14 protein-coding genes are annotated in these 16181 nt (G+C 66.9%); 11 read left to right on the forward strand and 3 right to left on the reverse strand.

What is annotated here, in order from left to right:
* Positions 1 to 1611, reverse strand: a complete 1611-nt coding sequence (gene xseA, locus N825_RS13480; RefSeq protein ID WP_037452326.1) for an exodeoxyribonuclease VII large subunit — start codon at positions 1609 to 1611, stop codon at positions 1 to 3.
* 100 nt (positions 1612 to 1711) lie between these two features.
* On the opposite strand from xseA, the gene purD reads away from it, so the two are divergent.
* From purD to N825_RS13535, 11 genes are all read left to right on the forward strand, one after another.
* Positions 1712 to 3001 (forward strand): phosphoribosylamine--glycine ligase, encoded by a 1290-nt coding sequence (gene purD, locus N825_RS13485; RefSeq protein ID WP_037452329.1) that lies wholly within the window; start codon positions 1712 to 1714, stop codon positions 2999 to 3001.
* A 116-nt stretch (positions 3002 to 3117) separates the two neighbouring features.
* Complete coding sequence (locus tag N825_RS13490; protein ID WP_063833772.1) at positions 3118 to 4755, forward strand: hypothetical protein; 1638 nt, start codon at positions 3118 to 3120, stop codon at positions 4753 to 4755.
* Positions 4756 to 4778: 23 nt separating this feature from the next.
* Positions 4779 to 5861 (forward strand): glycosyltransferase family 2 protein, encoded by a 1083-nt coding sequence (locus tag N825_RS13495; protein ID WP_425423732.1) that lies wholly within the window; start codon positions 4779 to 4781, stop codon positions 5859 to 5861.
* A complete protein-coding gene (locus N825_RS13500; RefSeq protein ID WP_037452332.1) occupies positions 5858 to 6262 on the forward strand; it encodes a GtrA family protein in 405 nt (134 codons plus the stop codon). The genes N825_RS13495 and N825_RS13500 overlap by 4 nt, the downstream gene beginning before the upstream one ends.
* 68 nt (positions 6263 to 6330) lie before the next feature.
* On the forward strand, positions 6331 to 7134 hold the full coding sequence (locus N825_RS13505; protein ID WP_037452335.1) for an undecaprenyl-diphosphate phosphatase: 804 nt from the start codon (positions 6331 to 6333) through the stop codon (positions 7132 to 7134).
* Between the two features lie 128 nt (positions 7135 to 7262).
* A complete protein-coding gene (locus N825_RS13510) occupies positions 7263 to 8111 on the forward strand; it encodes a DUF4344 domain-containing metallopeptidase (protein ID WP_198038315.1) in 849 nt (282 codons plus the stop codon).
* Positions 8112 to 8231: 120 nt separating this feature from the next.
* A complete protein-coding gene (locus N825_RS13515) occupies positions 8232 to 9914 on the forward strand; it encodes a methyl-accepting chemotaxis protein (RefSeq protein ID WP_037452341.1) in 1683 nt (560 codons plus the stop codon).
* 131 nt (positions 9915 to 10045) lie between these two features.
* Positions 10046 to 10918, forward strand: a complete 873-nt coding sequence (dapF, locus tag N825_RS13520) for a diaminopimelate epimerase (protein WP_037452343.1) — start codon at positions 10046 to 10048, stop codon at positions 10916 to 10918.
* A complete protein-coding gene (gene mtaB / locus N825_RS13525) occupies positions 10915 to 12174 on the forward strand; it encodes a tRNA (N(6)-L-threonylcarbamoyladenosine(37)-C(2))-methylthiotransferase MtaB (protein ID WP_037452346.1) in 1260 nt (419 codons plus the stop codon). Before dapF ends, mtaB begins: the two co-directional genes overlap by 4 nt.
* The gene (gene ftsY, locus N825_RS13530; protein ID WP_157619147.1) at positions 12168 to 13286 is read left to right on the forward strand and encodes a signal recognition particle-docking protein FtsY; all 1119 of its coding nucleotides are present in this window, start codon (positions 12168 to 12170) and stop codon (positions 13284 to 13286) included. Before mtaB ends, ftsY begins: the two co-directional genes overlap by 7 nt.
* Before the next feature lie 7 nt (positions 13287 to 13293).
* Positions 13294 to 14805 carry an AMP nucleosidase gene (locus N825_RS13535; protein WP_051512303.1) on the forward strand — a complete coding sequence of 504 codons (1512 nt, stop codon included), beginning with the start codon at positions 13294 to 13296 and terminating at the stop codon, positions 14803 to 14805.
* Positions 14806 to 14813: 8 nt separating this feature from the next.
* Here N825_RS13535 and N825_RS38870 read toward each other — a convergent pair whose 3' ends face one another.
* The gene (locus tag N825_RS38870; protein ID WP_157619149.1) at positions 14814 to 14981 is read right to left on the reverse strand and encodes a hypothetical protein; all 168 of its coding nucleotides are present in this window, start codon (positions 14979 to 14981) and stop codon (positions 14814 to 14816) included.
* 62 nt (positions 14982 to 15043) lie between these two features.
* Entirely contained in the window at positions 15044 to 16066 is a 1023-nt protein-coding gene (locus N825_RS13540; RefSeq protein ID WP_037452348.1) for an NAD(P)/FAD-dependent oxidoreductase, read from the reverse strand.
* Positions 16067 to 16181 lie beyond the last annotated feature (115 nt).

Genomic DNA, 16181 nt, shown 5'->3' on the forward strand with positions numbered 1-16181 from the left:
TCAGAACAGCAGGCCCTGTTTGGCCGGGTCCTGTTTCGCCGTGGCGTCGGCTTTTTTCGGCTGGCGGGGCGCCGTTTCGGCCTTCCGGACCAAGCCGCCACCGCCGACCACGGCGTCAACCTTGCCGTCTTGGAACTCCAGCGTGACCGGCAGCCCCGGCTTGGCGTCGGCGGCGGAGGTGATTCGCCGCTCGGCGTCGTCGGTGACCAGGGCGAAGCCCCGCTCCAGGATGCCCCGGTAGGAAAAGCTCTCCAGCAAGGCCGCACCCGACTTCAGACGGGTCTCGCGCTCCCCCAGCAAGCGGGAGAAACCGGCGTCCATCCGCTCGCCCAACTCGCCAAGCCGGCGCTCGCCGTCGCCGACCTTGATCCGGATCGGCAGCAGCGTCAGCCGCGGCGTCAGGCGGCCGAGGCGGCCCTGCTCCGCCGCGACGACTTGGCGCAGCGCCGCCCCCAAGGCGCGCGCCTCCGAGCGCAAACGACCATCGGCCAGCGTCATCACCTCGCGCGGGTGGCGAAGCTTGGCGCCCTGTTCCGCGACGCGGGTCCGCCGCCGCTCCAGGACGCCGGCGACCGCGATGCCCATGCGCTCGACGCGGTCGTCCAGGCGCCGGACGCTGTCCTCCAGCAAGGCCTGGGGATCGCCCAATCCGCGAGCAAAGCCGTCGACCCAGTTGCGCCGCTCCAGGATCATGCGCCCGGTCGCGGCGTGCTGCCGGCGCTGGCAGTCCATCACCAGCGCTATCAGCTCGGCCCGGACGGGAACCGCCATCTCCGCCGCGGCGGTCGGAGTCGGCGCCCGCCGGTCGGACGCGAAGTCGATCAGGGTGGTGTCGGTCTCGTGGCCAACGGCGGAGATCAGCGGGATCTCGCTGGCCGCCGCCGCGCGCACGACGATCTCCTCGTTGAAGGCCATCAGGTCCTCCAGCGAGCCGCCGCCGCGCGCCACGATGATCAGGTCGGGCCGGGGCACCCGCCCGCCCGGCGCGATGCCGTTGAAGCCCTTGATCGCGGCGGCGACCTGGGCGGCCGCCGTCTCGCCCTGGACCGCCACCGGCCAGAGCAGCACATGGCGGGGAAAGCGGTCGGCCAGCCGGTGCAGGATGTCGCGGATCACGGCGCCGGTTGGCGATGTGATGACGCCGATCACCTCGGGCAGGAATGGCAGCGGCCGCTTGCGCGACGCCTCGAACAGGCCTTCGGCGGCCAAGCGGCGCTTCCGCTCCTCCAGCAGCTTGAGCAGGGCGCCCTCGCCCGCCAGTTCCATCGTCTCGATCACGAGCTGGTATTGGGAACGGCCGGGATATGTGGTCAGCTTGCCGGTGCAAATGACCTCCATCCCCTCCTCCGGCTGGACCGAGAGCCGGGAGACTGAGCCGCGCCAGCAGACCGATTCGATGACCGCCGTCTCGTCCTTCAGCCTGAGATAGACGTGGCCGGAGCCATGACGCTTGGGTTGCGACACCTCGCCCCGGACGCGCACATAGCCGAACTGGTCTTCGACCGTGCGTTTCAGCGCCCGCGACAATTCTGTCACGGTGAGTTCGGCAAGGTTGGAGCCGGGGCGGCCGGGAGCCGGGTCGCGGTCCATTAGGGGTTGGTCTTGTGTCATGGCGTCGGCATGATACAAGCCTTCGCCTTGGCAACAAGGTCGTATGGCCTTCGCCTTGGTGACAAGGTGCTAAAAGGACGTCGTAAGGGACAATAGGCTCATGAAGGTACTGGTGGTCGGCTCGGGTGGACGCGAGCACGCGCTCTGTTGGGCGATCGCGGCGTCTCCCCTCTGCGACAAGCTCTATTGCGCGCCGGGCAACGCCGGGATCGCCCGCGATGCCGAGTGCGTCGCGATCAAGGCGGACGATCTGGACGGCATCACGCGATTCGCCACGGACAACGCGATCGACTTCGTCGTGGTCGGGCCGGAGCAGCCGCTGTGCCTGGGCTTGGTCGACCGCCTGGAGGCGGCCGGCGTCAAGGCGTTCGGCCCGACGGCGGCCGCCGCGACGCTCGAGGGCTCCAAGGGCTTCATGAAGGACCTGTGCGCCAAATACGGCATCCCGACCGCCGCCTATGGCCGGTTCACCGACGCCGAGTCGGCGCGCGGCTTCGTCCACGAGCGCGGCGCGCCGATCGTCGTCAAGGCCGATGGTCTGGCCGCCGGCAAGGGTGTCACCATCGCCCGGACGGTGGACGAGGCTCTGGCCGCGATCGACGAGGCGATGGTCGAGGCGCGATTCGGCGACGCCGGCACCGAATTGGTGATCGAGGAGTTCTTGGCCGGCGAGGAGGCCAGCTTCTTCGCGCTGGTCGATGGCACGACCGCCCTGCCCCTGGTGTCGGCGCAGGACCACAAGACGGCGTTCGACGGCGACACGGGGCCCAACACCGGCGGCATGGGCGCCTACTCGCCGGCCCCGGTGATGACGCCGGCGCTCGAGGCCCGCGTCATGCGCGAGATCATCGACCCGACGGTGCGCGGCATGGCGGCTGAAGGGCGTCCGTTCAAGGGCGTGCTCTACGCCGGTTTGATGATCGTGGACACCCCCGAGGGACCGTCGCCCAAGCTGCTGGAGTACAACACCCGGTTCGGCGATCCGGAAACCCAGGTGCTGATGAAGCGGATGATGTCGGACGTGCTTCCGGCGCTGCTGGCGTCGCGTGACGGCGTCCTGAAAAACTTCCAGCTGCGCTGGTACGAGGACTCGGCGCTGTGCGTCGTCATGGCGGCCAAGGGTTATCCCGGCGACTACCTGCGCCGGACCGAGATCCATGGCCTGGACGAGGCGGCGGCGCTGCCCGACGTCTCGGTCTTCCACGCCGGCACAATCCTGGCGGATGATGGCGGGATCCTGGCCGACGGCGGCCGCGTGCTGGGTGTCACGGCCATAGCGCCAACCGTGCGCGAGGCGAGGACGCTGGCCTACGAGGCGGTGGACAGGATCCAATGGCCCGACGGCTTTTGCCGCCGCGACATCGGCTGGCGCGCCATCGAGCGGAAATGACGCCTGAGCCCCTTCCGCCATCGGGTGCGCCGGGGGCCGCCAGCCTTGATAAAGTCCTGGTCCGCGCGTAACAAGCAGCCATCGCCCCCTGGGGCACTACTTTCGGTGCCGGTCCCTTGACGCTCTCGATCCCGATCCGGAACGCCGCCCGCGCCCCAGGCCGGACCGCGCGGCTATCCGCCTGGGTGCTGGCTCTGGCGGTGCCCCTCGGTTTCGTGCTCCTGAATCTGTTCATGGGTCAGGACGCCAACTGGGACCTGCGGAACTACCACTGGTACAACGCCTACAGCTATCTCAACGGGCGCTTCTTCCTCGACGTGGTGCCGGCCCAGACGCCGAGTTTCTACAATCCGACGCTGGACATCCCGTTCTTCCTGCTTGGTAACGCGCTGCCGGCGCCGGCCGCCTACGGCGTGCTGGCCTTCGTCCAGGGACTGAACTTCGTCCCGCTATTCGCCTTGGCCTATGTCATCCTACGGATCGACCGTCCAGTGACGCGGGTGTGGACGGCGGCCGCCATCGCCTTGATCGGCGTGCTCGGCGGCGGGAACGTGTCTCAGATCGGCACGACCTTCCATGACAATACAGTCAGCCTGGGCTTCCTCGGCGCCCTGGCGCTGATCGCCATCAAGTGGGAAAGTTTGTTCGACGGCCCGCCGCGGGCGGCGCTCGGCTGGGCCTTCTCGGCGGGGCTGATGGTCGGTGCCGCCATGGGCTTCAAGCAGCCATCGGTCATCTACTGCATCGCGGTCTGCTTCGGCTTCCTGGCGGCTCCCGCCCCCTGGTCACGACGCGTCGCCCTGACGCTGGTGTGCGGCATCGGGATCGTCGCGGCGGTCGCGGCGCTGTCCGGCCACTGGATGTGGTTCCTGTGGGAAACCCACGGCAATCCCCTGCACCCCTACTACAACAACATCTTCAAATCGCCGCTCGGCGCCATCAGCGACTACAAGGATCTCCACTACCATCCCAAGACGGCTTGGGAGCGGCTGGCCCTGCCGTTCCGCTTCAGCGCCGATCCGCTGATCTCCGGCGAGATCTTCTTCCGCGACTACCGGATCCTGGCGCTCTACATGGCGTTGCCGGTCGCGGCCGTTGCGGGAGCGCTGTCCCGCAGGGATCGCCCGCATCCCTTCGCCGCCCCCGGAACGACCCGCTGGCTATTGACGGTCGCGGCGCTGTCCTACGCGGCCTGGGCCTGGATGTTCTGCATCTACCGCTATGCCGTGCCGATCGAGATGCTGGCCCCCCTCTGCGTCGTGCTGGCGCTTGGGCTGCTGCCGGTCAGCCGCGCTGTCTGGCTGAGCGTCGCGTGCGCCGTGCTGGCGATGTTGCAGGCGACGACGGTCTGGGGAACCTGGGGGCGCTCGGATTGGACGACGAAGGTGGTCGAATTCAACATGCCCGAGATCCCCGACCCCGACCACACGATGGTTCTGATCGGTGGCTACCAGCCCGTCGGCCACCTGATTCCAGCGTTCCCGCCCGTGATCCCCTTCGTCAGGTTGCAGAGCAATTTCGTCCAGCCGGATTCGACCGACAACGGTTATTCGGAAGTGCTTCGGCGTAGGGTGATGGATCACCGCGGAGATTACTTTATGATCGCGACGGTTCCAGATACCGGTATTGCGGCGGACGCGGCCGCGTTCTATGGATTGAGGCTGGATTGGGACAGCTGCCAGGTGATCCACAACAACCTGGGAGAGCCGCACAGCTTCTGCGCCGTCCGACGCCCCCCGGCGGAGCCCCGGTGAATTACTTCGTGATCAGGTGACTTTTGATAGACCAATACTCCGACGCCAGCCCAGCCATCGGCACGGTCGACAAGCGAGCCGCCGCTCCCGTCGCGACGTCCAACAGCGTCACCGGCTCCAACGCGGGTGACAGCGACGCGCCAGAGTTGAGCGGGCTGGAAATCGCCGTCCTGATCCCCTGCTACAACGAGGAAGCGTCGATCACCTCGGTGATCCGCGATTTCCAGGCGGCTTTGCCGACGGCCGCCATCTATGTCTACGACAACAATTCCAAGGACCGAACAGTCGAACTGGCGCGCGAGGCCGGCGCCATCGTCAGGACGGAGCCTCTCCAGGGCAAGGGAAACGTCGTCCGCCGGATGTTCGCGGATGTCGAGGCCGACGTCTACGTCATGGTCGACGGCGACGACACCTATCACGCCGCCAGCGCCCCGGCCCTGGTGTCGAAGCTGGTCGGCCAGCATCTCGACATGGTCAATGGCGCGCGCGTGACGGATATCGCCGCCGCCTACCGACCTGGCCACCGCTTCGGCAACATGATGCTGACCGGGATCGTAGCCAAGATCTTCGGCAACCGGGTCGCCGACATGCTGTCCGGCTACCGGGTGTTCTCGCGCCGCTTCGTCAAGAGCTTCCCCGCCTTGAGCGGCGGCTTCGAGATCGAGACGGAGCTGACGGTGCACGCGCTGGAACTGCGCATGCCGATGTCGGATGTCAGCACCCCCTACAAGGACCGCCCGCCGGGCTCGGCCAGCAAGCTTCGGACCTATTATGACGGCTTCAGGATCCTCAAGCTGATCCTGGTACTGGTCAAGGAGGAGCGGCCGCTCCAATTCTTCAGCATCCTGGCCGGTTTCCTGGCCTTCGTCGCGATCGTGCTCGCGTGGCCGGTGGTGGCGACCTACATGCAGACCGGCTTGGTCCCGCGCCTTCCGACGGCGGTGTTGTCGACCGGCCTGATGCTGCTGGGCTTCCTGAGCCTGACCTGCGGCCTGATCCTGGAAACGGTCACCCGCGGCCGGCGCGAGATCAAGCGGATGCAGTATCTCCGCATTCCGGCTCCCGGCATCCGCGACCCGGCGCGCGACTCGAAGGACAAGCGATGATCCAGCGGCTGTTCCAGGCCGAGATCGTCCGCTTCGGACTGGTCGGGGTGGTCGGCTTGCTGGTGGACATCGCGGTCCTCCACCTGTGCCTGGAAATCGGCGGGCTGGGTCTCTACTGGTCGCGGCTGGTCTCCTATCTGGCCGCCGCGACGACGACATGGGCGCTGAACCGCGCCTTCACCTTCAGCGACGCCAAGGTCGGCAAGATCCATCACCAATGGGCGCGCTTCGTGACGGTCAACGCCGTCGGCGGCGCCGTCAACTACGCGGTCTACGCCGCCCTGGTGGCGTCCGGCGATCCGTTCGCCACATATCCGGCGCTGGCCGTGGCCGCGGGGTCCCTCTCGGGGCTATTTTTCAATTTCACCGCGTCCAAGAAGCTGGTATTCCGCCGCGCTTGACCGTCCATCCCTACCCACGGGCGGCGCGCGGCGCGCGTCCGGCGCCCTGACACGGATCTGCTGAAATCATGGATGACACCACGTTGCTGAGCGCCCTGATCTTGGGCGTGGTCGAAGGCTTGACCGAATTCCTGCCGGTATCCTCCACCGGGCACCTGATCCTGATTGGCGACCTGCTGGGTTTCCAAGGACCTCCCGGGCGCCTGTTCGAGGTCGTGATCCAGTTGGGCGCGATCCTCGCGATCTGCGTCGTCTATTTCCAGCGTCTCTGGCACATCGCCGTGACGCTCCCGACCAGTCGCGAGTCGCGGCGGTTCGTCATCGCCATCCTGCTGGCCTTCCTGCCCGCCGCCGTGATCGGCGTCATGGCCCATGGCTTCATCAAGAGCGTGCTGTTCTCGCCCTACGTGGTCTGCGTGGCGCTGATCGTCGGCGGTATCGCCATCCTGCTGATCGAGCGGAACCTGCCGACGCCGCGCCATTTCAAGGTCGAGCAGTTTTCTCCCCGGCTGGCGCTTGGCATCGGCTTCGTCCAGACGCTGGCCATGATTCCCGGCGTCTCCCGCTCCGGAGCCACCATCCTGGGCGCGCTGCTGATGGGGGTCGAGCGCAAGACGGCCGCCGAGTTCTCCTTCTTCCTGGCGATCCCGACCATGGCCGGGGCCGTCGTCTACGACACCTACAAGAACTTCGACACCTTGACCTCCGACGGCTCGCTGGTCATCGCGATCGGGTTCGTCGCGGCGTTCCTGGCGGCCTTGGTCGTGGTCAAGAGCCTGGTGGCGTTCGTCAGCCGCTTCGGATTCACGCCGTTCGGCTGGTACCGCATAGCGCTCGGCACGCTGATGCTGGTGATCCTGGCGATGCGCTGAGAGTGCTTGAGTTCAACCTGACCTCCTTGTAATACTCACCGATAATACTTTCGCGCGGAGTAAACGGCGTGGTGGCGGTGAGTGGTCCGGAGATTGTTCGGGTATGCGTGCGCCACCTGATGGCGCGGATGGCCATCCTCCTCTGCCTCGTCCCGCCCTTCGCCTCAAGCGCGGCGGACGCTGGGGAGGTCCTGACGAACGCGCGGCGGGTGACGGGCGAGGAGCGGCAGGAGGCCGACCTCTTCGTCCTCGGCAACACCGTGTTCATCCTCTACCACGAGTTGGGACACGCGCTGATCGACCTGCTGGGCCTTCCCGTGCTGGGCCGGGAGGAGGACGCGGCCGACAACCTCGCCAGCGTCATGATGATCCCGGACGAGGCCGATCCGGTGATGGACGAGTTGATCGTCGCTGCGGCGGACGGCTGGTTCCTGGGAAATCTTCGGCAACACGAGGCGGGAAACACCGAACCGTCCTGGTGGGGCGAGCACTCGCTCGACATGCAGCGCTTCTACTCCGTCGTCTGCCTGATGTACGGCAGCGACCCCACCGGCTTCGCGGCCCTGGCGGAAAGCGTCAGCCTGCCCGCCGAGCGGCGCGCCACCTGTCCCAACGAATATGTCCAAGCCCGCGCCAGCTGGACCCGCCTGCTCGCTCCCCACATGGTTCCCGTCGAACAAAGGGCCTCCCAGCCAAGCCGAGTCACGGTCACCTTCGGCCCACCACCGCCGGGATACGACCATGTCGCCTCGCTGCTGCGCGAGTCGGGGCTGATAGAGGCCATCGCCCACGATATCGGCGGCGGTTTCAAGCTTCCGCGCGACTTGGCCATCCACTTCGAAGCCTGCGGGGCCGGCGACGCCAACGCCTTCTATCGGAACGGCCCGGACCACGAAGGGCCGAACGTCGTCACCGTCTGCTATGAGCTGGTCGGTTTCTACAATGATTTGATCATGCGCGACATCGCCCGCCGCTGACCCGATATCCGATTGGCGTTACCGCGCCTTTGAGATAAATCATGGCGCGAGGTTCCGCGACGGCTCACAGTCCCCGGAACTCATTCGAATTCATAGGGCCGATGGCCGGGGGAAACATTCATGACGTTCCGCAACAGCAGCCTGTTGGCCCGCCTCCTCATCGGTTTCTCGGCGGTATTGGGGCTGGCGTCCATGCTGGGCTTGCTGGCGCTGCATCAGGTGGACACGGTCGGCGACCTCGCCACACGGCTCTATGAGCGATCCTTCACCGTGTCGACATCGGCCCTGGAGGCCAATGCCGGGATCATCGGCATGCACCGGTCGATGAAGGATGTCGCCCTGGCGACCGACAATGCGGGCATCGACGCGGCAACCCTGGCGGTCGACGCGCAGGAAAAACGGGTCCTGGCGTCGATGGCCATCGTCAAGGAGCGCTATCTCGGCAATCCGGCGGAGGTCGAAGCCACCATCACCGCGATCCGCGATTGGCAGCCGATCCGAGCCCGCGTGATCGCGTTCATGAAGGAGGGCAAGCGCGCGGAGGCGGCCGATATCACCAAGACGATCGGCGCCGCCCAGGTCAAGCTGATCACCGAGCGGATGGACGTCCTGATCGAGGCGGTGAGGAAACGCGCCGCCGACGCCGCTGCCTCGGCGGAGACCTCGATCGGACAGGCCTGGGTCCTGATCCTGACGGCGCTGGCGGCCCTTGTCGTCGTGGGTCTCGGCATCGCCTTGGGTATCTCCCGAAGCGTGAGCGGCCAGATCGGACGCCTGCGCGATGTCATGGGGCGTCTCGCCAAACAGGATTTCGCGGTCACCGTACCCTACTCGGATCAGACCAACGAGGTCGGCCAGATGGCCAAGGCGGTGGAGGTCTTCAAGGAGAACGGCATCGCGGTCGAACGCCTGCGCGAGGAGCGCGAGGCCGCCAAGGCCAATGCCGAAGCCGACCGCAAGAAGCAGATCAACGCCATGGCGGACGACTTCCAGTCCCATGTGGAAGCCGTGGTGGAACACGTGGCGTCCGCCGCGACGGAGATGACGGCGACCGCCAGCACCATGTCGGCCTGCGCCGAGCAATCGACCCGGCAGTCGGCGGCGGCCGCCGCCGCCGCCGAGGAGGCGTCGAGCAACGTCCAGACCGTCGCGTCGGCGGCGGAGGAACTGTCGTCGTCGATCGCCGAGATCGGCCGGCAGGTCACCCAGGCGACCGATACCACCCGCGAGGCTGTCACCAAGGCCGAACGCACCAACTCGATCGTCGCGGGCCTGTCGGATGCGGCCCACAAGATCGGCGAGGTCGTCAGCCTGATCAACGACATCGCCAGCCAGACCAACCTGCTGGCCCTGAACGCGACGATCGAGGCGGCCCGGGCGGGCGAGGCCGGCAAGGGCTTCGCGATCGTCGCGTCGGAGGTCAAGAACCTCGCCAACCAGACCGCCAAGGCGACCGAGGAGATCGCCAGCCAGATCTCCTCCGTCCAAGGAGCGACGGGACAGGCGGTCGCGGCGATCCAGGACATCACGGCCACCATCTCCGCCGTCAGCGACGCGTCCACCGCCATCGCGACCGCCGTCGAGCAGCAGCGCGCCGCGACCAACGAGATCGCGCGCAACGTTGAGCAGGCCGCCTGCGGAACGCAGGAGGTCTCCTCCAACATCGCGGGCGTGTCGGAAGCGGCGCACGAGGCCAGCCGCGCCGCAAACCAAGTGCTGACCGAGGCGTCGCAGCTGTCCAGACAGTCCGAGACGCTGAACCAGGCGGTCGACACCTTCATACACCGGGTCCGCACCAGCTGAGGACGCGGCGACGCCCCTTTCCAAGTTCGGGAACCGAGGGCCCTGCCCGAGGGGCTTGTCCAGGGTGCTGGAGGTCTCCGGTGTCTGCGGCCATGGACTTGGGACGGGTAATCGCCATATAACCGCGCATCATGACCATCCCGTTTCTGAAGATGCACGGGCTCGGCAACGACTTCGTCGTCATCGATGCCCGTAGCGGTAACTTGTCCTTGAACGAAGCTCAGGCCCGCGCCATCGCGGACCGGCGATTGGGCGTCGGCTGCGACCAGTTCATCGTGATCGAGCCACCCCGGACATCCGGCGCCACCGCCTTCATGCGCATCCGCAATCCCGATGGTAGCGAATCCGGCGCCTGCGGCAACGCGACCCGTTGCGTGGCGCATTTGCTGATGACCGAGTCGGGGCGAACCACCACCGTCGTCGAGACCATCGCCGGCCTGCTGCCCGCCAGTCTTGAGGCCGATGGCTTGGTGACGGTCGACATGGGACCGCCGCGTCTCGACTGGCGCGACATTCCCTTGGCCGGTCCGGCGGACACCCTCCGGCTGGACGACGTGGTCGAAGGTCCCTATGCCGGTCCGACCGCCGTCAGCATGGGCAACCCGCACGCGGTCTTCTTCGTCGATGACGTGGCGGCGGTACCGCTCGAACGGGTCGGCCCCCGGTTGGAGCACCATCCGGCCTTTCCCGAACGCGCCAACATCGAATTCGCCCAGGTGCTCACCCCCACCCGCATCCGCATGCGCGTGTGGGAACGCGCGGCCGGCATCACCCAAGCTTGCGGCTCCGGCGCGTGCGCCGTGCAGGTCGCCGCCTTCCGCCGTGGTTTGGTCGAGCGGCGCGCGGAGGTCGTGCTGGACGGCGGCGGGCTGACGATCGAGTGGCGCGAGGACGGCCATGTCCTGATGACGGGCCCGATCGCCCTCAGCTTCACCGGCGAATTGTCAGCCGAACTGGCTGGCGACATGCCGTCCGAACCACGACTTCAGGCGGTGCCGGCATGAGCGCCGATATCGTCACCTTCGGCTGCCGGCTCAACACCTACGAGTCGGAAGTGATGCGCGAGAACGCCCTGGCGGCCGGTTTGGCCGACACGGTGATCTTCAACACCTGCGCCGTCACGTCCGAAGCGGAGCGGCAGGCCCGGCAGGCGATCCGCAAGATGCGGCGCGAGCGGCCCGACGCCCGTATCATCGTGACCGGCTGCGCCGCCCAGATCGACCCCGCCAAATACGCGGCCATGCCCGAGGTCGATCAGGTTCTCGGCAACGAGGAGAAGCTGAAGCCCGAAAGCTTCGGTCTCGACGCCCCGACCGAGCGCGTGCTGGTCAACGACATCATGTCGGTCAAGGAGACGGCCGGCCACCTGATCGGCGGGCTGGAAGGCAGGGCGCGCGCCTTCGTGCAGGTCCAGAACGGCTGCGACCACCGCTGCACCTTCTGCATCATTCCCTATGGCCGGGGCAACTCGCGCTCCGTGCCGATCGGCGAAGTGGTGCGGCAGGTCCGCCTGCTGGTCCAGTCCGGCTATAACGAGATCGTGCTGACCGGCGTCGACATCACCTCCTACGGTCCCGACCTGCCAGGCCGTCCGACCCTGGGACAGATGATCCGCCGCCTGCTGGCGCAGGTCCCCGACCTCCAGCGGTTGCGACTGTCCTCGCTCGACCCTGTCGAGATCGACGATGATCTGTGGCGGCTGATCGCGGAGGAACCGCGCCTGATGCCGCACCTGCATGTCAGCCTGCAGGCTGGCGACGACATGGTGCTGAAGCGGATGAAGCGCCGTCACCTGCGGGGCGACGCCATCGAGTTCTGCCGGCGCGCCCGCGAGTTGCGGCCCGACATGGTGTTCGGCGCCGACCTGATCGCCGGCTTTCCGACCGAGACCGACGAGATGTTCGAGAACACCTTGCGCGCGGTCGACGAATGCGGCCTGACCTGGCTGCACATATTTCCCTATTCACCCCGCCCCGGCACCCCGGCCGCCAGGATGCCCCAGATCGACGGCACCCTGCGGAAGGAACGCGCGTCGCGCCTGAGACGGTCCGGCGCCGAGGCTGTAGGCCGCTTCCTGGCCGGGCGGGTCGGAACCCATGCCGCCGTGCTGGCGGAAAAGGAAACCCTCGGCCGAACCGAGCAATTCGCCGAAGTGCGCCTGGACCAGCCGGTCGAGCCCGGCTCCATCGTGCGCGCCGCCATCATCGGCGTCGACGGAGAGATGCTGGTGGGCCGGATCGATCGGAGCGTCACATGCTGAAGTTCTGGCGCCGCAATAAGCAGGAGCCAACCGAGACCAAGCCTGAAGAACCAGAGGTCGCCGAACCGCGGATCGCGGAAGTCGAGCCAGAGCCGGAACCAGAACCCGAGCCGGAGCCCGAACCGGAGCCGGAGCCGGAGCCGGAGCCAATCGTGGCCCTTGCTCCCGCGCCCGAGCCGGAACAGCCCGTCCGCAAGGGCTGGCTGTCGCGTCTCCGCGAGGGGCTGACCAAGTCCACCACCAAGCTGACCGACGGCATCAGCGGCATCTTCACCAAGCGCAAGCTGGACGACGAGGCGCTGGAGGAGTTGGAGGAGCTGCTGATCACGGCCGACCTCGGCCCCGTGACGGCGGGGAAGGTGACGGCCGAACTGGCGCGCACCCGCTTCGGCAAGGAGGTCTCGCCCGACGAGGTCCGCCGCACGCTGGCGACCAGCATCGCGGCTATCCTGGAGCCGGTCGCCCAACCCCTGGTGATCGACCGCACGGCCAAGCCGCATGTCATCCTGGTGGTCGGCGTCAACGGCGCCGGCAAGACCACGACGATCGGCAAGATGGCCAAGCAGTTCCGGCAGGAGGGCAAGTCGGTCATGATCGCCGCCGGCGACACTTTCCGCGCGGCGGCGGTCCAGCAGCTCCAGGTCTGGGGCGAGCGGTCTGGCTGCCCCGTGATCGCCAAGGAGACCGGCGCCGACGCGGCCGGCTTGGCCTTCGACGCGCTGGAGCGCGCCCGGCGCGAGAAGACCGATGTCTTGCTGATCGACACGGCGGGACGGCTGCAGAACAAGGCCAACCTGATGGCCGAGCTTCAGAAGATCGTCCGAGTCCTCAAGAAGATGGATCCGGAGACGCCCCATTCGGTCCTGCTGGTGCTGGACGCCACGACGGGGCAGAATGCCCATGCCCAGGTCGAGGTGTTCGGCGAGATGGTCAACGTCAACGGCTTGATCGTCACCAAGCTGGACGGTTCGGCCCGGGGCGGCGTGCTGGTGTCGCTGGCCGAGAAATACGGCCAGCCGGTCCATTATATCGGCGTCGGCGAGGGCGTGGATGACATGCGGCCCTTCGAGGCTGGGTCGTTCGCCCGTTCGCTGATGGGCCTGGAGGCTTGAGGCGACCATGCAGAACCCGTACAACCACATCGGCCTTCCCTTCGCGGCGGAGCATTTCACCGATCCCGCCGCGGCGGTGGCGCGGGTGCGCGAGATCTACGACGCCAACACCGCCTTTCTCCGCGACTGCTTCACCCGCTTCACGGCCGGTGAGGAGATGCAGCAGCGGGTCCACGCCTGCTACCCGTTCCTCCGCGTCCACACCGAGACCAGCACGCGGGTGGACACCCGGCTGGCCTATGGCTTCGTCGCCGGACCGGGAACCTACGCCACGACGCTGACCCGGCCGGACCTGTTCCATCATTATTACCTGGAGCAGTTCGAGCAGTTGAGGCGCAACCATGGCGTCGTGCTGGAGGTCGGCGTCAGCCGGCAGCCGATACCGATCCATTTCGCCTTTCCGGAAGGCCTGCATGTCGAGGGCGACCTGACGCCGGAACGGCTTGGCCGGATGCGCGACAGCTTCGACCTGCCCGACCTGTCGGAGCTGGACGACAGCATCGTCAACGGCACCCATCGGCTGGCCGCCGACGAGCCGGCGCCGCTGGCGCTGTTCACGGGGCCGCGCGTCGACTATTCGCTGCACCGGCTGAAGCACTACACCGCGACGGCGCCGGAGCACTTCCAGAACTTCATCCTGTTCACGAACTACCAGTTCTACATCGATGAGTTCATCCGGCTCGGCATGGAAGTGATGTCGCCGACCGACGATCCGGACGAGAGGGACTATCGCGCGCAGTACACCGCCTTCGTGGAACCGGGCGACTTCATCATCCCGAACCAGAACCTGGGTCCGGCCGATCCCCAAGGCACCCGCGTCGGACGCCTGCCCCAGATGCCGGCCTACCACCTGAAGCGCGCCGATGGCTCCGGGATCACGATGGTCAACATCGGCGTCGGCCCCAGCAACGCCAAGACGATCACCGACCACATCGCGGCACTCCGCCCGCACGCCTGGATCATGCTTGGCCACTGCGCGGGCCTCCGCAACACGCAACGGCTGGGCGACTATGTCCTGGCCCATGGCTATGTCCGCGAGGACCACGTTCTGGACGCCGACCTGCCGGTCTGGGTCCCGGTGCCGCCGCTGGCGGAGGTCCAGGTGGCCCTGGAAGGCGCCGTCGGGCATGTCACGGGCCTGAGCGGATACGAATTGAAGCGGGTGATGCGGACGGGAACGGTCGCCACGATCGACAACCGGAACTGGGAACTGCGCGACCACGCGGAGATGGTCCAGCGCTTCAGCCAGAGTCGGGCCGTGGCGCTGGACATGGAGAGCGCCACCATCGCCGCCAATGGGTTCCGCTTCCGGGTGCCCTATGGGACGTTGCTGTGCGTCTCGGACAAGCCGCTGCACGGCGAGTTGAAGCTGCCCGGCATGGCGAACAACTTCTACCGCAGTCAGGTCGATCAGCACCTCAAGATCGGTGTGCTGGCGATGGAGCTGCTGCGGAAAAACGGGCTGGAAAAGCTGCACTCACGCAAGCTTCGCAGCTTCGCCGAGGCAGCCTTCCAGTAGTTTCCGACTTACTTCTTGCCGGCGTCCGGCTCGACGTTCTCGGCGCCTTTGCGGGTGCCGCCGAACTTGTCCGGCCCGCCGGCGTCGGGAGCGTTCGGCTTGTGGTGGTTGCCGGTGTTCTGCTGGTCCTCGGTATGCTTGACCGTCTCTTCGGTGTGCGGCTGTTTCATCGTCATCCTCGAATCCGTTGCCCGTTGATGGGCTGGTAGGACAACAGGCGAGACGGCCAAGGGTTTCCTCAAACCCCCGCCGGCATACCCTTGGTGGTCGAATATTCGAAGTGCAGCACCTCGCCGGGGTGGACCAGCGGGAAGGCGGAATGCGCGGCGGAGGCTGCTTCCGCGAAGCCGGTCAGGATCAGCTTGAGCTTGCCCGGATATGTGGCGATATCGCCGATCGCGAAGATGCCGGGAGCGCTGGTGGCGCAGGTCGATTGCTCGATCTTGATGTGGTGGCGTTCCAGTTCCAAGCCCCACTCGGCGATCGGACCCAGGTTCATGGACAGGCCGAAGAATGGCAGCAGCACATCGGCGTCCAGCACCTTCTCTTCCCCGTCCAGCGTGGCGACCCGCACGCCGGTCAGTTGTCCGTCCGATCCTTCCAGGCCGGAGAGCTGATAGGGCACCACCATCTCGATCCGGCCTTCCTTGGTCAGCTGGTCCATCCGGGCGACGCTTTCCGGCGCCGCGCGGAACTTGGGACGGCGGTGGACCACCATGATCTTGGCGGCGACCTCCGCCAGGCTGATCGCCCAATCGACCGCGCTATCGCCACCCCCGGCGATCACGACCCGCTTGCCGGCGTAGTCCAGACGCCGGCGTACCAGATAGTGGATCGACTTGCCCTCGAACTGTTCCAACCCATCCAGCGGCGGCCGGTTGGGACCGAAGGCGCCGACGCCCGCCGCGACGATCACCGCCGCGGCGTTGATCCGCGTGCCGGTCGAGGTTTCCACCAGCCAGCGGTCATCGGCGGTCCGGGTCAGCCCGACGACTTGTTGTCCCAGATGGAAGACGGGATTGAACGAGGCGCATTGCTCGCTCAGCCGGTCGATCAGGTCGGCGGCGTCGATCGACGGGTAACCTGGGATGTCGTATATCGGCTTTTCCGGGTAGAGTGCGGCGCATTGGCCGCCGACCATGTCGAGGGCGTCGACCACGTGGCATTTCATGCGCAGCATGCCGCATTCGAAAATGGCGAACAGACCAACGGGACCGGCACCAATGATGGCGACATCGGTATGCTGCTCGGGGCTCGACATGGGGACTCCGGAAAAGCTAGGAAGAGGGTTGCGGCACATGCCCTTCATGTACCGGATTTCCCCGCGCGATCAAACCCCCGGCCATCATTTGCCGGCCATGACTTGAAAGCTGGAA

The organism is Skermanella stibiiresistens SB22, assembly GCF_000576635.1.
Lineage (GTDB): Bacteria > Pseudomonadota > Alphaproteobacteria > Azospirillales > Azospirillaceae > Skermanella > Skermanella stibiiresistens.

Excerpts from the sequence above, each read along its gene's own strand:
- xseA (WP_037452326.1), bottom strand. The coding sequence starts at position 1,611 with ATGACACAAGACCAACCCCTAATGGACCGCGACCCGGCTCCCGGCCGC.
- purD (WP_037452329.1), top strand. The coding sequence starts at position 1,712 with ATGAAGGTACTGGTGGTCGGCTCGGGTGGACGCGAGCACGCGCTCTGT.
- N825_RS13500 (WP_037452332.1), top strand. The coding sequence starts at position 5,858 with ATGATCCAGCGGCTGTTCCAGGCCGAGATCGTCCGCTTCGGACTGGTC.
- N825_RS13505 (WP_037452335.1), top strand. The coding sequence starts at position 6,331 with ATGGATGACACCACGTTGCTGAGCGCCCTGATCTTGGGCGTGGTCGAA.
- N825_RS13510 (WP_198038315.1), top strand. The coding sequence starts at position 7,263 with ATGGCCATCCTCCTCTGCCTCGTCCCGCCCTTCGCCTCAAGCGCGGCG.
- N825_RS13515 (WP_037452341.1), top strand. The coding sequence starts at position 8,232 with ATGACGTTCCGCAACAGCAGCCTGTTGGCCCGCCTCCTCATCGGTTTC.
- dapF (WP_037452343.1), top strand. The coding sequence starts at position 10,046 with ATGACCATCCCGTTTCTGAAGATGCACGGGCTCGGCAACGACTTCGTC.
- mtaB (WP_037452346.1), top strand. The coding sequence starts at position 10,915 with ATGAGCGCCGATATCGTCACCTTCGGCTGCCGGCTCAACACCTACGAG.
- ftsY (WP_157619147.1), top strand. The coding sequence starts at position 12,168 with ATGCTGAAGTTCTGGCGCCGCAATAAGCAGGAGCCAACCGAGACCAAG.
- N825_RS13535 (WP_051512303.1), top strand. The coding sequence starts at position 13,294 with ATGCAGAACCCGTACAACCACATCGGCCTTCCCTTCGCGGCGGAGCAT.
- N825_RS38870 (WP_157619149.1), bottom strand. The coding sequence starts at position 14,981 with ATGACGATGAAACAGCCGCACACCGAAGAGACGGTCAAGCATACCGAG.
- N825_RS13540 (WP_037452348.1), bottom strand. The coding sequence starts at position 16,066 with ATGTCGAGCCCCGAGCAGCATACCGATGTCGCCATCATTGGTGCCGGT.